Source organism: Clostridium sp. CMCC3677 (assembly GCF_023845585.1).
Taxonomy (GTDB): Bacteria; Bacillota; Clostridia; order Clostridiales; family Clostridiaceae; genus Clostridium; species Clostridium aquiflavi.
Genome location: NZ_JAMQHS010000021.1, coordinates 1 through 13,416 on the forward strand (window position 1 = coordinate 1; position 13,416 = coordinate 13,416).

Annotated in this window: 14 protein-coding genes and 5 tRNA genes; 17 read left to right on the plus strand and 2 right to left on the minus strand. The window is 26.0% G+C overall.

Annotated elements, in window-relative coordinates:
• Window position 1 precedes the first annotated feature (1 nt).
• From NG901_RS16175 to NG901_RS16195, 5 genes are all read left to right on the plus strand, one after another.
• A tRNA-Lys gene (locus NG901_RS16175) sits at window positions 2-77 on the plus strand.
• A gap of 6 nt (window positions 78-83) precedes the next feature.
• A tRNA-Leu gene (locus NG901_RS16180) sits at window positions 84-168 on the plus strand.
• Between the two features lie 5 nt (window positions 169-173).
• Window positions 174-248, plus strand: a tRNA-Gly gene (locus NG901_RS16185).
• Between the two features lie 13 nt (window positions 249-261).
• A tRNA-Gly gene (locus tag NG901_RS16190) sits at window positions 262-335 on the plus strand.
• 138 nt (window positions 336-473) lie between these two features.
• Window positions 474-550 (plus strand) — tRNA-Arg (locus tag NG901_RS16195).
• Window positions 551-806: 256 nt separating this feature from the next.
• Here NG901_RS16195 and NG901_RS16200 read toward each other — a convergent pair.
• Window positions 807-2,006 carry a tyrosine-type recombinase/integrase gene (locus tag NG901_RS16200; protein WP_252216931.1) on the minus strand — a complete coding sequence of 400 codons (1,200 nt, stop codon included), beginning with the start codon at window positions 2,004-2,006 and terminating at the stop codon, window positions 807-809.
• A gap of 14 nt (window positions 2,007-2,020) precedes the next feature.
• Window positions 2,021-2,545, minus strand: a complete 525-nt coding sequence (locus tag NG901_RS16205; protein WP_252216932.1) for a helix-turn-helix domain-containing protein — start codon at window positions 2,543-2,545, stop codon at window positions 2,021-2,023.
• A 268-nt stretch (window positions 2,546-2,813) separates the two neighbouring features.
• Between NG901_RS16205 and NG901_RS16210 the strand changes: the two genes are divergently transcribed.
• The 12 genes from NG901_RS16210 (at window position 2,814) to NG901_RS16265 (ending at window position 13,028) form a co-directional block, all read left to right on the plus strand.
• Window positions 2,814-3,002, plus strand: coding sequence for a helix-turn-helix domain-containing protein (locus NG901_RS16210; RefSeq protein WP_252216933.1), 189 nt, complete (start codon window positions 2,814-2,816; stop codon window positions 3,000-3,002).
• 14 nt (window positions 3,003-3,016) lie between these two features.
• The gene (locus NG901_RS16215; RefSeq protein ID WP_252216934.1) at window positions 3,017-3,838 is read left to right on the plus strand and encodes a bifunctional DNA primase/polymerase; all 822 of its coding nucleotides are present in this window, start codon (window positions 3,017-3,019) and stop codon (window positions 3,836-3,838) included.
• 128 nt (window positions 3,839-3,966) lie between these two features.
• Window positions 3,967-5,166 carry a phage/plasmid primase, P4 family gene (locus NG901_RS16220; protein WP_252216937.1) on the plus strand — a complete coding sequence of 400 codons (1,200 nt, stop codon included), beginning with the start codon at window positions 3,967-3,969 and terminating at the stop codon, window positions 5,164-5,166.
• Between the two features lie 19 nt (window positions 5,167-5,185).
• On the plus strand, window positions 5,186-5,326 hold the full coding sequence (locus NG901_RS16225; protein WP_252216940.1) for a hypothetical protein: 141 nt from the start codon (window positions 5,186-5,188) through the stop codon (window positions 5,324-5,326).
• Window positions 5,327-5,346: 20 nt separating this feature from the next.
• Window positions 5,347-5,541, plus strand: a complete 195-nt coding sequence (locus NG901_RS16230; protein ID WP_252216942.1) for a hypothetical protein — start codon at window positions 5,347-5,349, stop codon at window positions 5,539-5,541.
• A 172-nt stretch (window positions 5,542-5,713) separates the two neighbouring features.
• A complete protein-coding gene (locus NG901_RS16235; protein WP_252216943.1) occupies window positions 5,714-6,028 on the plus strand; it encodes a hypothetical protein in 315 nt (104 codons plus the stop codon).
• Window positions 6,029-6,109: 81 nt separating this feature from the next.
• Complete coding sequence (locus NG901_RS16240; RefSeq protein ID WP_252216944.1) at window positions 6,110-6,304, plus strand: hypothetical protein; 195 nt, start codon at window positions 6,110-6,112, stop codon at window positions 6,302-6,304.
• Window positions 6,305-7,007: 703 nt separating this feature from the next.
• A complete protein-coding gene (locus NG901_RS16245) occupies window positions 7,008-7,661 on the plus strand; it encodes a pentapeptide repeat-containing protein (protein ID WP_252216945.1) in 654 nt (217 codons plus the stop codon).
• Between the two features lie 226 nt (window positions 7,662-7,887).
• A complete protein-coding gene (locus NG901_RS16250; protein ID WP_252216946.1) occupies window positions 7,888-8,517 on the plus strand; it encodes a recombinase family protein in 630 nt (209 codons plus the stop codon).
• A gap of 212 nt (window positions 8,518-8,729) precedes the next feature.
• Entirely contained in the window at window positions 8,730-9,236 is a 507-nt protein-coding gene (locus NG901_RS16255) for a Panacea domain-containing protein (RefSeq protein ID WP_252216947.1), read from the plus strand.
• Window positions 9,236-10,318 (plus strand): hypothetical protein, encoded by a 1,083-nt coding sequence (locus NG901_RS16260; protein ID WP_252216950.1) that lies wholly within the window; start codon window positions 9,236-9,238, stop codon window positions 10,316-10,318. The genes NG901_RS16255 and NG901_RS16260 overlap by 1 nt, the downstream gene beginning before the upstream one ends.
• Before the next feature lie 667 nt (window positions 10,319-10,985).
• Window positions 10,986-13,028, plus strand: coding sequence for a M13 family metallopeptidase (locus NG901_RS16265; protein WP_252216952.1), 2,043 nt, complete (start codon window positions 10,986-10,988; stop codon window positions 13,026-13,028).
• The last annotated feature ends 388 nt before the right edge of the window (window positions 13,029-13,416 follow it).

The window sequence follows — 13,416 nt, forward strand, 5'->3', positions numbered from 1 at the left end:
TGGTTCACTAGCTCAGTCGGTAGAGCACATGACTTTTAATCATGGTGTCCCGGGTTCGATTCCCGGGTGAGCCACCAAAAAATGCAGATGTGGCGGAATTGGCAGACGCACTAGACTTAGGATCTAGCGCTTTACGGCGTGGGGGTTCGACTCCCTTCATCTGCACCAAATAAGCAGAAGTGACTCAATGGTAGAGTGCCACCTTGCCAAGGTGGATGTTGCGGGTTCGAGTCCCGTCTTCTGCTCCAAAAAATTAAATATGCGGGTGTAGCTCAATGGTAGAGCCCTAGCCTTCCAAGCTAGTTACGTGAGTTCGATTCTCATCACCCGCTCCATTAAAACAACTGATGTCAGTTGTTTTTTTATTCTTTGAGAAATTATGTTATTCTTAGATTAGCTCTTAAAAAGGCACATGGTTAAAAAAATTGACAGCTTCAAAAAATCGCTAAGGCGACTTTTTATTTTATATTTATACATCTATAGCTCAGCTGGATAGAGCGTTGGACTTCGAATCCAAGCGTCGCAGGTTCGAATCCTGTTAGATGTACCATAAACATAGTAATACCAATAGTTTATAGATAGTATAAACTATTGGTATTATTTTTTACACCATTTTTTACACCGTATAGAATTTAATATAAAAATAAAATGATAAAAATATAGTTGAGTTTTTGCAAAATGTACTGTACCATCTGTACTTAACTTTGAAAAGCATTGATATAACTAGATTAGAACATATTAGTACACATAATTTCATACTGTACTAATATGTTCTATCTGTACTTTAAGAATATAAAAAGAAGGCTTTATTTAGCCCTCATAGTCAAATATAAATCATTTAATTTTGATGCTGCATTAACTTTCATATTTTCAAGTATATGAGTGTAAATATCAAGTGTTATTGATGTATTACTATGACCTAGTAATTCCTGTACTGTCTTTGCAGCTTCTCCAAGTTCAAATAATCGTGTAGCATAAGTATGTCTTAAATCATGAAATTTTCTAGGTTGTATTATTTTACTTTTATCTTTTTCATTAGAATTAATAGCACTAATTATTTTATTGAATCTTTTTCTTACATTACTACCATCTAAATATTTACCTAGAGGAGTACAGAAAACTAAATTATTATCATGATATTGATTAGCAAGTTTTAATTTGAGTTCTGATTGCTTTAATTTATATTGTCTTAATTGCTCTGATAAACCAGAAGGAATTGAAACTCGCCTTATACTGTTCTTAGTTTTAGGTGTTTGTATTATACCTTTTGTACGTTCTCGCCCTCTTCTTGAGACATCAGCAGTATATTTATATGTTTTATTAATACTTATATAATTATTGCTGAAATTAATATCATTCCATGTAAGAGCAAATAACTCGCCTTGACGCATACCAGTATTAAGCGCAGTAATAAAAAGCATTTCTAGTTCATGACCTTTTATAGCTGAAACAAATTTTTGTTGTTCTTGTAATGTAAAAGGATGGACCTTAGAAGATTTATTTAATTTGGTTTGTTCATCTTCTTGAGGTAATATAATAGCTCTTGTAAAATCCTTAATTAAAATATTGTTATCATAAGCATATCTTATACATGGAGCAATAAGTTTATTTAATTGAACTATACTATTAACAGATGATCCATCTTTAATTAATTTATTATAATAATTTTGAATATCAGTCAATGTAATATCTTTTATTTTAATTTTTGATAAGTAACTATTTTTTATATAGTTTCTATATATACCTTCATATCTTTCTTTTGTAGAAGGTTTAAGAGTTATAAATTTAACATCAAAAAGCCAATTAGTGAAAAATGTTTCAAATAATTCTTTATTATTAATAATATTATTTTCAAGCTCATTTCTAATAGCTCTTAACTTTTCATCTAGCTTTTTAACAGTAGGAGCATATACATCTTTAGGTTTAGGTAAATTCTTATGGCGTAGTCTGAAATAGTAATATTCTTTACCATTAATTGTTCTTTTTAAATAATTAGTTTTAGCCATTAAATCACCTTCCTTTAATATCCTAGAAAATCATAATTTTGAGAGAAAAGTACCTCTTTAGTAATTGCACTACATGCCTCTTTAAACAAGTGATTATACTGTTCTGAACTTATTTTAAATTGTCGGGTATTATTATCTTTATCTTTGTAAGAAATAATATGAGTATCGTTGTAATCTGGATTATCTTCATCGGTTTCTATATCTATTTTAAAACCACAGTATTTGCATAGTGTTATAAAGGCTATATCTATTTTAAGGCTTTCTTCGAACAATTTAGCTTCTTTTTCAGCCTCTTCTTTTAAAGTATTAATTCCTGATGTAGCTTTGTATAATTTAGAATTTGGGTCTGTTGCTATTATATCATTGAGTGGTGTTTCAAGTTTATCAGCTATTTTTCTTAATATATCTATAGTTGGTTCATTAACATCATTTTCATATCTTCTTATACTCATTTCAGATAAGCCAACTGAATCAGCTAATTGTTTTTGAGTTAATTTTTTATTTCTTCTAAGTTCTTTTAATTTATATCCAATTCCCATGGTGAAACCTCCTAGAGTTAAATTAACTATATTATATACTAAATAGAACAAAAATGCACTATTTTAAAATAAATACTTGCAAAAGGAACTAATGTGTTATATTATACAAACAAGGACACACAAGTTATATTTATCAAAAAACTAACATAAAAGTTCTTAAATATGAAAAGCATATCTTAGAAGATACAGATCAGATAACTAATGATAAGAGGTATCACACATTACCTAGCAGTATAAAGATATTAAATAAGAATTGGAGGAATTGAAGATGGAAACACAAGTAAAAGAAAAAATGGTTATTACACCAGAAGAATTTATTAAAGAATTTGGGTTTGGTAGAAGTATGGTTTATGAAAATTTACTTAAGAGAGAGGATTTTCCTTGTTTCAAAATTGGAAAGAAATATTTCATTAATAGAAATAAACTGGCTGAATGGTTTGATAAGCAATGCCAATAAAAGAGGGTGATTGAATGGGAAAGGAAAAATTAAAAATATTAATACAAGATAAGAATTTATTTCCTATAATTCCTCTTCAAGATTATAAAAATGTACCATATGTTAAATGGAGCAAAGAAGAAAATAGAATTAAATCAATAGAAGAATATGAGAATTATTCAAATAAGAATTGTACAGGCTATTCACTTTTGACAGGTAAAGCTAGTGGAATTATGGTTATTGATTTAGATGTTAATCATGGTAATAGCTCTAGTAACGGTATTGAAAGTTTTAATAATTTTATTAATGATTTAACTAAAGAGGATAAGAAGATAATAGAGAATACTTTCTCTGTTAAGTCTCCTAATGGAGGAACACATTTATATTTTAAGTACAGAAAAGGGCTTAAGAATAAAGCTGAATATATTCCAGGTGTTGATATTAGAACAGATGGAGGAATAATTACATTACCTTATACAAAAAGAAAGTTAGAAGATGGCATAATCAAAGAATATACGACACTCAATAATAATGATATTCAAGAAATGCCAAAAGCTTTATTTGATAAGTTTGTAAAGCTCCATAAGAGGAATAATCCGAGTAATGATTTTTCAGAAAACAAAACTAATATTGATAAGGTTGAGTTTTTAGATGGTTCGCGAAATGATAGTTTATTCAAATATGCTATAGCTATTATAGATAAATCTAATATAAGAGATGAAAATGTAATTAAAGATATAATATATGGATTAAATTTATATAAATGCAAACCACCAATGGAAGATAAAAGAGTTGATAGTATGATAGCAAGCATTATAGGAAGATTAAAACCTCCTATTGTAATGACAAAGGCATAATTAATGCAGGACTATTAGCAGAACATATATTAAAAGATACACCATGTTATACAAAGGGTAATCTTTGGTATAAATACAATAATGAAAAAGGTGTATATGAATACCTAGAATTTAGACAAGTACAAAGAATGTTTTTTAATTATGTGGTTAGTGCTGATGATAAAAGAAGTTCTACAAAGTCAAAGAATTTTTCTGATTTATTAATGCTAAATAGTGAAGATGCAAGAGAAGTTCATGACGAGAAAAGATATATTAATTGTTTAAGTGGGGTTATTGATATTGAGCATAATAAGATATTAAAACATGATTCAAGTTATAAAACAGAAATACAGTTTCAAGCTAAATTAATTACTCATCCTAAAGAATATGAAGAATTATTTAATAGATCAGAGTTCAAAAAATTCTTAGATAGTACTTTAGATGAAGGCAGTATTTTGACACTTCAAGAGTCATGGGGATTAATGTTATCACCACATGCTAAGGAAGTACAGAACTGTTTTATATATAAAGGATTCGGCTCAAATGGTAAAAGTTTAGCATTTGATATTCAAGAGGCTTTAATCAATGATAATAATAAAATATGTGGTATTGGATTAGGTGATTTTGGTGGTGATTTTGTAATATCTTCAGCAGAGGGAAAACACGTTAATATAGTTCGTGATGATGAACTTTCAGGAAAGACAGTCCATAAATTTTTTAAATCAATGGTTACAGGTGAGGCAGTAACAGTAAATCGTAAGAATAAAGATTTAGTAAGATTAGGATTTAATATTACTCACTTTTTTGGACTTAATAGATTACCAAGTGCAGCAGATAAAAGTACAGGATTTTTCAGAAGACCAATAATAATACCTTTTAATGTTTCATTTGGTACTGATGAAGAAGTAGCAAAAGGATTAAGAGATAAAGTTAAGGATACTCAAATAGGTCAAAGAATTATTGATAATGAATTAGACATAGTATTTACATGGGCTTATGAAGGATTACAGAGGGTTAAGACTAATAAGTGGAGAGTTACTATAAGTAAAGCAGCAGAGTCTGAAATGGAAGAATACAGAGAAGAGGTAGACAGTGCTTATGCTTTCTATAATGAAATAATAGTAAAGTCATCATTAAAGGATCACAGAATAGAAAAGAGAAAGGTATATAGTGCTTATTTAGAATGGTGTTCCGAAAATCGCATAACACCGATGAATAATGTTCAGTTTGGTAGACAATTATCAGATATTGGTGTTAAATCAAAGGTTAGTAATAGTATAAGATACTGGATTGATATTGAACTTATAGACTTAGAATTAATAAAAGATAATACAAATCCATTTGAATAGAAAGGAGGTGACTATAAAAATGAATATTGAAGAATATCAAATTGAAGAAATAATTGATTATTTGCAGGATACAAAAGAAACATTAATTGAAAATGATGGAGCAGATTGGATTATTAATGATATAAGAAAAGTAATATCAAAATTAGAAGATTTATTTTAATTAAAGGAGTGTATTAAATAATGAATAAAGAACAAATAAAACAAATATTAACAGGATTTAATGATGATATGAGGGTATTAATTACAGAGATATGTAATGAAGGAGAAGTTATAGAACCGATTACAGAAGATAGAGCAGAGTATATATTGGATAGATGGAATAACGTAGTTGATAAATTAGGAGCTATTGGAATTCAATTAGAATCAGAAATATAAACAAAAAAAGTAGCATTCACAAAGGAATACCACTCATATCTCGCAAATATAGTGTATCTCTTTTGGATGCTACTGTAAAGGAGAATTTTATGGTAGTTAAATTTAAAGACTTAGAACCAACATGGGAAGATTAGAGACAGTATCAAAGATAATAGAAAAGAGGTACATAATTATGAATTATCAAAAATTAGGGATTTTAATGGATAAAGTTATAGAAAATGAGTTTAAACATATACAAGAGCATCACGAAAGAGAGGACATAAATAAAAATATAGAAGTAGTAAAAGAGGAAAAAAGAGCTGATGAATTATTTGAAAAGTTATTACAAGTAGCACCAGAACAAAAGAGTTTAATGAATGACTATGATGAAGTAATAACAAATTATTGGATAGATATTGCAAGATATTATTTTAAAAAAGGTGTGATTGCTGGTACTTCTAATTTAAGCTTTGTAAATACCACTATTGATGGAATGAGTATTTATTAAGAGGTTGGTCACTAATAGTGAAGAAGCTCAAGAGTATTTGATTTATATATTGAATAAATGCATAGGAAGTAAGGTGTTAGAATGAATATAAGAGATTTTAAGGGAATATCAGCAAAAACATTAATAGAGGTATTAAAGGAAGTGCCAGGAGATACTAAGATATGTATTGATGTATTAGGCGATAATTTTCCTGTTAAAACTATTGATGATTGTGTTTATTATGAGTGGGATAATGGTAAGAAGGTAGCAGAGCATAAAGGAATAATAATAAGATAAATTATAAGAAGAGGTTATCTATTAATAGTTGATAATCTCTTCATTTCTATATACAAAACTTAACCTTTTCCCTATCAAAATGGCCTTAAAAGTCATTTAAATTACTCAAAATAGTATCTTTTTTGAACTTTAAAAGTGAGCTTAGGAGCTTAAAATACTAATGTTAGTGGTAAAGGTATACCCCCATAATATATTAATAGGCTCATTTAGAGTGTTTATAGATTAAAAGAAGGTAGGTAAATGTTGGTATTAAATTATATTATGTATAATAATAAAACTTTATATGAAATTTTATTTCTTAAATATATGGAGGGATATTAGAGGTGTTTAGGTTAAAAAAATATTAGAGAGTATAGAAAATAGTAAATCTAAAAGTAAAGGTATGTCTATGTAATTAAAAATTAATTTAAATAATATATTATTTAAAAACTGGTTATTGTATTTAAATTATATTGATTATATTTTCTATTTTTGGTAAAATAATATTGCCCTGCGCCTTTCAGTAGAGATACTGAATTTTGTTTAGGTCTACGGACGGAATGAGGGCTAAAATTAAACAATTGCAAGGGAGTGATGTCTATGTTGAATGTGATTTCAAATATTACTACTATTGTGAGCTTTAGTATATTACTTTTAACATATATTATTAATAGTCCATTATGGACCTCCCTACTGTATGGCGTTTATTTTTAAGGAGAAGTTAATGATTAAATTAAATTTCGATAAATCTTTTTTTAAGAAAAAAAGAAAACAAAAATATCCTAGAAATAAATTTTTTACATATAAAAATAAAGATAGATCAGGTAAAAATTTTAGCTTTAAAGATTTTAGAAATAGTACATCCTATAATTCTAAATTTAATAGAGCTTATTTTTATGGAACTTATTTTAATAAAACAACAATGAAGTTTTGTGGATTTAATGGAGCTTTTTTTTATTCTGTTACATTTGAAAATTGCAATTTTAAAGGGTCAAGGTTTCGAGGTGCTATATTTGAAAATTGTTATTTTAAAAATTGTAGATTGGGTAAATGTAATTTTAAAAATGCTAAATTTTCAAATGTCTTTTTGAAAGGAACATCAATAAAGAAAACTAGAAATTTTCCTGAAAGTAATACGAAATTTAAGATTTCTCAAATTTTAACTGATAAATTTAATAATGAGATAATAAATAGAAGATATAAAAAAGTATTAATGGAATCTTTAACTAAATCTAACTTAAATAGGTTGTTATCTAAATTTAGTGAAGAAGAAATTTTGAGGGGATTAGATTATCTAAACGAAAAAGAAATTAATTATATAAGCTTTAGTCATATTACTAAATTTATAGAGGGGAATGTAATTAAATACAAAAAGTAGTTTACATAATCAAAAAACCAATACAAACAAATATTCGATATTTATTGTCTATAAATCATATGATTACATAAACAGAGTATTTAAAAGAAAATAGGTGTTAGAAGCTAGTAAAACGGTAATAAATAGTTTTAAATAATTCTAAATAGTGTCTATGATATTTGAATATGATTTTATAGACAGTTATAATAATATCATAAGGTAGATTAATGATTGAGAGGTTTATATTATGATATTTGGATATATGAGAATTTCAACACAAAAGGAAAAACAAACTACAGATAGACAACGTATTACATTAGAGCAATACGCTAAAGATAATGTATTTACTTTTGATGATATAGTAGAGGAAAGAATATCTGGAACTATTCAAGCCGAGAATAGACCACAATTCAATATATTGAAAGATAGACTTAGAGAGAATGATATATTAATCATTACTGATATTGATAGATTAGGAAGAAATGCTGATGATGTTATAATGCAATTTAAAAAATTAAAATCAGAAGGCATAAGAGTAATAGCTCTTGATACTCCATACTTGAATGAATGGAAAAAGATTCAAGATTCTAGTATCTATAATATGATAGCTGATATATTTATAACTTTAAAAGCCCATATGGCACAACAGGAGAGGGAGAAAACAGTTCAACGTATAAATCAAGGTTTAGCAGTTGCAAGAGCCAAAGGGAAGCAATTAGGCAGACCGAAAGCAGAACTACCAAAAGAATTTATAAAAGAATATAAAAAGTTTAAAGATGGTGCTTATGGTGATATGTCAGCATCGGCATTTGCTAAGATGTTAGGTATTGGTAGGAGTACTTTATATAAATATATTAAAGTGTATGAAGAGGTATAAAAAGCCTCTTCTTTTAATATTTATAATTAATAAGGTACAGTGTACCAAATAGATATAAATATAACTAGAAAGTAATAGAATATAACTAAAAAGTAATAAAATGTCCTATAAAGTAGACACAAAAGTGTAATTTTATGGTATTATATAAGTAGAAATATGTCTTAGACATAAAATTTATTTTGATGGTTCTAAGATTGAAAGGGGGAGTTGTTATGGTATATAAAGCTATGGAAGTTGCTCAATATATTATTAATAGAGCACTTGATAAAGACAAAAATGTAAGCAATTTAAAATTACAAAAATTATTATACTACGTTCAAGCAGCTTTCTTAGTAGATAAAAAAGAACCTTGTTTTGAAGATGATATAGTAAATTGGAAACATGGACCTGTTGTTAAAGAAGTATATGACCAATATAAAGAATATAGTGATAGAAATATAACAGAATATCAAGATGGATATAGTATATATGAGTTTGATAATGATTATAATTTTGTAAAAAGGAAGATAACATTTGATTCAAATATGATTGATCAAGAAGATAAAAATAGAATAAATAAAGTCATAGATGAGTTGTTAGTACTTAGTGCATGGAATCTTGTAGATAAAACTCATGAAGAGGATCCATGGAAGAATACTAATAGATTTGATATTATTAGTAATGATTCCATTGAGGATTACTTTAGAGATAATCAGCTAAGAATTTATGGGGTATTTTAATGGAAGCAATATTATCAAAGTTGACTAATGAATTAAAAGATGAAGAATTAAAGATTTCTACAGAAAAGATAGTTGAATATTATAAAATAAATAGTAGGCACTCATATGCAGTAGTGTCTACTTTTGTGTATAAACTTAAAGATGATGATATAGATTATTTATTAATAAATTTAACTAAAATAAGATTAAACTTAAATGAAGAAGTTCCAAAAATTGCTGTTAAATTGTTTAAACTTATTGATCATATTCAACTTGAAAGCAGAAGAGAAAAGCATATAAAAGATGACTATTTTAAACAAATGACAAGTATGATAAGCGTTAAAGCTGCTAGAGATTTTATTAAGATAAAAGATATGCAAAAAGAAATAAAAGAAGATATGCAAAAAGAGTATAAGAATGAAAAAGAAGAAATGCAGAAAGAATTTGAAAAACAAACTAATGAGATTGATAAAATAAATAGTAATTTAATATCTGTATTAGGTATATTTGGAGCTATAATAGTTGCTTTCTTTGGTGGATTGAATTTACTTGGTAGTGTATTAGACAATATGAATCAGGTATCTATGTATAGACTAGCTTTTATGTCCATAGTTTGTCTTAGCGGATTATTTAATGTTATTTTTATGTTATTACACTGCATATCTAAGTTAACAGGTAAGAAGTTATGGAGTAACTGCAAAATAAGTACAAGTTGTTCAATGTGTAGTTCTCAAAACAATAGAATAATATGTTTATATGAAAAATATCCTCTAGTAATCATATATAATGTAATTAGTGTTTGGGGATTAATTACATTATTTATTATGTACATAGTAGATAAATACAATTGTATAACAAATATTTTAGAGTTAATTAATTGGAGTACTAAAAATGGTATTGTTACTTTAGCAAGTAGTATGATATTAATGGTTGCATTTGAATGTGCTTTAATAAAATCAGCAATATATTTATTTAAGAAATATAGAAATAAATGTGATTGTATAAAAATTGTACAGGAAAATAACAATTATAATAACCAAAATGAAATAAATAATAAAGAGATATTAGAAGAAGCAGCAGAGGAATTAGCAGAAGAGGTATAAAAAGCCTCTTCTTTTTATATATAAAACTATATTTCTAAAACATACTTTTGAGTTTAAAGCTTTATATAACAAAAATAAAAAATGTTATAGTTCAATATCTTTCTAATATATAATTATTTAGTACAGATAAGTACACATAAAAGTACAGATATATTATAAATATGTACTGTATTCAAAGTTAGATAAATAAAGGGTTTATATATTTTAAGTACAGATAGTACACTTATTTTATAAGTTAAATAAAAAAATATAGAATATATATAATGTAAGAAAATATTAAAATGTAATTTACACCGTTTTTTACACCGTATAGAATAGGAATGAATATAATTATTAAGAATTGATTAAAAGCAAGACTACAGTATAACATTGATTGGAGTATATATATAATTATAAAAATGTAATTCTCATATTTCCAAGCGTCGCAGGTTCGAATCCTGTTAGATGTACCATAAACATAGTGATACCAATAGTTTATAGACAGTATAAACTATTGGTATTTTTTTTGTTATCTTCTTATATTTTTAGTGCAATATTTGAATATTGTTTCATAGTAACTAAAACTTTATAGTGTTATATGTATTATTTATTAGTTAATGTTAAATAATATTATAAGTAGATTTTAAATTGCATATAAAAATGTTTATATAAGGGGAGACTATAAATAATGAGAAAGTTATCAAATAAAATGCTATATAGATTTTTAGTAATGTTTTTAACTATATTATTATTTTTTAATAATTATTATACCTATGCTTATGCATATAGTATATATAAAGTAAATAGCAAGAGTGAAGTAAGATTAGAAGATGATTTTTATAATTACATAAATGATGATTGGCTAAGTAAAGCCAAATTACCTAAAGGTTATACAACCTATAGTTCTTTTGAAGAAGCAAATATAAAAGTAAAACAAGATTTAAAGAACATTATAAATGATATAAGAAGCAATAAAAATAAGTATCAAGATAGTAGTGAAGAAATAAAGATTCTAAATTTATATGATAATTATTTAGATGAAAATAATAAAAAAACAGAAGGAATAAAAATATTAAGAAATTATATAGAAAATATACATAATATACAGACACTAGATGATTTTAGAAATTATTTAACAGATTTAAATGCATTCTCTACGCAATCTATAATTAATATAGGAGTAGGAGCTGATTTGAAAAATAGCACTGTTAATATTCTTTATATAGGTGAAAGTGATCTTGGATTAAACAACTCAGAATATTATATAGAAAGAAATGATTTAAATAAAAAAATAGAAACTGAATATAAGAAATACATATCGAAATTATACAAGTTGATTGGAGAATCTAGAAACAATGCTAATAAGAAAGCAGATAGATTCTATGAAATGGAAAAAAAATTAGCTAAAAATATTCCTACTATAAAACAAAATGCAGAAGATTTAGATATAATAAAGAAATCTTACAATATATATTCAGTAAAAGAATTAGATGAATTAGCATCTAATATTAAATTTAATGAAATATTTAAGAAGTTAAATATAGATGATCCAAATAAAATAGTTGTAAATAATCCACAGTATATCAAACAATTAAATAAATTAATGATTGAAAATAATATTGAAGATATAAAATTATTTTTAGAAACTAATATACTTATGAAGAGTTCAGATTACTTATCAAAAGATTTTAGAGATGCCAGTGATGGTTTAAGTAAAACAATTTATGGAATAAAGGATAAAATAAGTGATGAAGAAAAAGCAATTAACTTAGTTAATTCAGTTTTAAGTGAGCCATTAGGAAAAATATATGTAAAAAAACATTTTAGTGAAGATTCAAAGAAAGAGGTAGAAACATTAACTTCTGAAATAATAGATAATTTTAAATATAGAATAAATAATTTAGAGTGGATGAGTGAAATTACAAAAGAAAAAGCAGTGAAAAAACTTAATAATATTAATGTTAAGATAGGATATCCAGATGTGTGGAGAGATTATGCACAATTAACAATAAAAAGTCACAATAATTGTGGATGTTTATTAGAAAACGTATTAAATGTATATAGTTTTCAATTAAAAGAAGAACTATCATTGTTAAATAAAGAAGTAGAACGTAATTCGTGGGAAATGTCACCTCAAACAGTTAATGCATACTATAATCCAACTAAAAATGAAATAGTATTTCCAGCAGCAATACTTCAGAAGCCATTTTATGATATAAAAAATAATAAAGTAGAAAATTTAGGGGGGATTGGAGCAGTTATTGGTCATGAGTTAACTCATGCATTTGATAATACTGGTTCTAAATTTGATGAATGTGGAAATTTAAATAATTGGTGGACAGATAAAGATTACAAAGAATTTAATATTAGAAGCAAGAGAGTAATGGATTATTACTCACATATCCAAATTAACAGTGGGGAATTTGTTGATGGAAAACTTACATCAGGTGAAAATATAAGCGATTTAGGTGGAGTTGCATGCATAATAGATATAGCTAATAACATTAATAATGTTAATTTAAAGGAGCTATTTAAAAATTACGCAATTATTTGGAGGGGAATTAATACTAAAGAAATGGAATCCTATCTTTTGAAAAATGATGTACATTCCCCTAAAAAGGCAAGAGTTAATATTGTATTAAGTCAATTTGAAGAATTTTATAATGTTTATGGTATAAAACAAGGCGATGATATGTATGTATCTCCAGAAAATAGAATAAAAGTATGGTAGTAAGTTAATAATATGGTAAAAACATAGCCTAGTGTATCCGCATATGGATAATTAAGAAAAATAAAACAAATAATAATAAATTAAAGATATTCTCTAATATCAGATAATTAGATATATATTTACATTATCTGATATGATAGAATAAATCTCGTCGCTGAGGTGACAACAAACAACACTCAAAATAATGTTTAAACAAAAACATTAAAAAAAGTGTTGACACAAATTGAGATAAATGATAATATTAAGAAGTCGCTTAAGTGCGACAGATTAAAACAAAAGTTGACAATAAAGTCAACAAAAAGAAAATTTGGTCTTTGAAAATTGAACAGAAATCAAGAAACATTAAAATAAACCAGCAATTCTTTATTTGAGTAAGTCAAGATTAAAC

Coding starts and splice junctions, on each gene's coding strand:
- NG901_RS16210 (WP_252216933.1), top strand. CDS start 2,814: ATGGAAACACAAGTAAAAGAAAAAATGGTTATTACACCAGAAGAATTT.
- NG901_RS16245 (WP_252216945.1), top strand. CDS start 7,008: ATGATTAAATTAAATTTCGATAAATCTTTTTTTAAGAAAAAAAGAAAA.
- NG901_RS16235 (WP_252216943.1), top strand. CDS start 5,714: ATGAATTATCAAAAATTAGGGATTTTAATGGATAAAGTTATAGAAAAT.
- NG901_RS16260 (WP_252216950.1), top strand. CDS start 9,236: ATGGAAGCAATATTATCAAAGTTGACTAATGAATTAAAAGATGAAGAA.
- NG901_RS16265 (WP_252216952.1), top strand. CDS start 10,986: ATGAGAAAGTTATCAAATAAAATGCTATATAGATTTTTAGTAATGTTT.
- NG901_RS16255 (WP_252216947.1), top strand. CDS start 8,730: ATGGTATATAAAGCTATGGAAGTTGCTCAATATATTATTAATAGAGCA.
- NG901_RS16230 (WP_252216942.1), top strand. CDS start 5,347: ATGAATAAAGAACAAATAAAACAAATATTAACAGGATTTAATGATGAT.
- NG901_RS16205 (WP_252216932.1), bottom strand. CDS start 2,545: ATGGGAATTGGATATAAATTAAAAGAACTTAGAAGAAATAAAAAATTA.
- NG901_RS16200 (WP_252216931.1), bottom strand. CDS start 2,006: ATGGCTAAAACTAATTATTTAAAAAGAACAATTAATGGTAAAGAATAT.
- NG901_RS16240 (WP_252216944.1), top strand. CDS start 6,110: ATGAATATAAGAGATTTTAAGGGAATATCAGCAAAAACATTAATAGAG.
- NG901_RS16250 (WP_252216946.1), top strand. CDS start 7,888: ATGATATTTGGATATATGAGAATTTCAACACAAAAGGAAAAACAAACT.
- NG901_RS16225 (WP_252216940.1), top strand. CDS start 5,186: ATGAATATTGAAGAATATCAAATTGAAGAAATAATTGATTATTTGCAG.
- NG901_RS16215 (WP_252216934.1), top strand. CDS start 3,017: ATGGGAAAGGAAAAATTAAAAATATTAATACAAGATAAGAATTTATTT.
- NG901_RS16220 (WP_252216937.1), top strand. CDS start 3,967: ATGTTTTTTAATTATGTGGTTAGTGCTGATGATAAAAGAAGTTCTACA.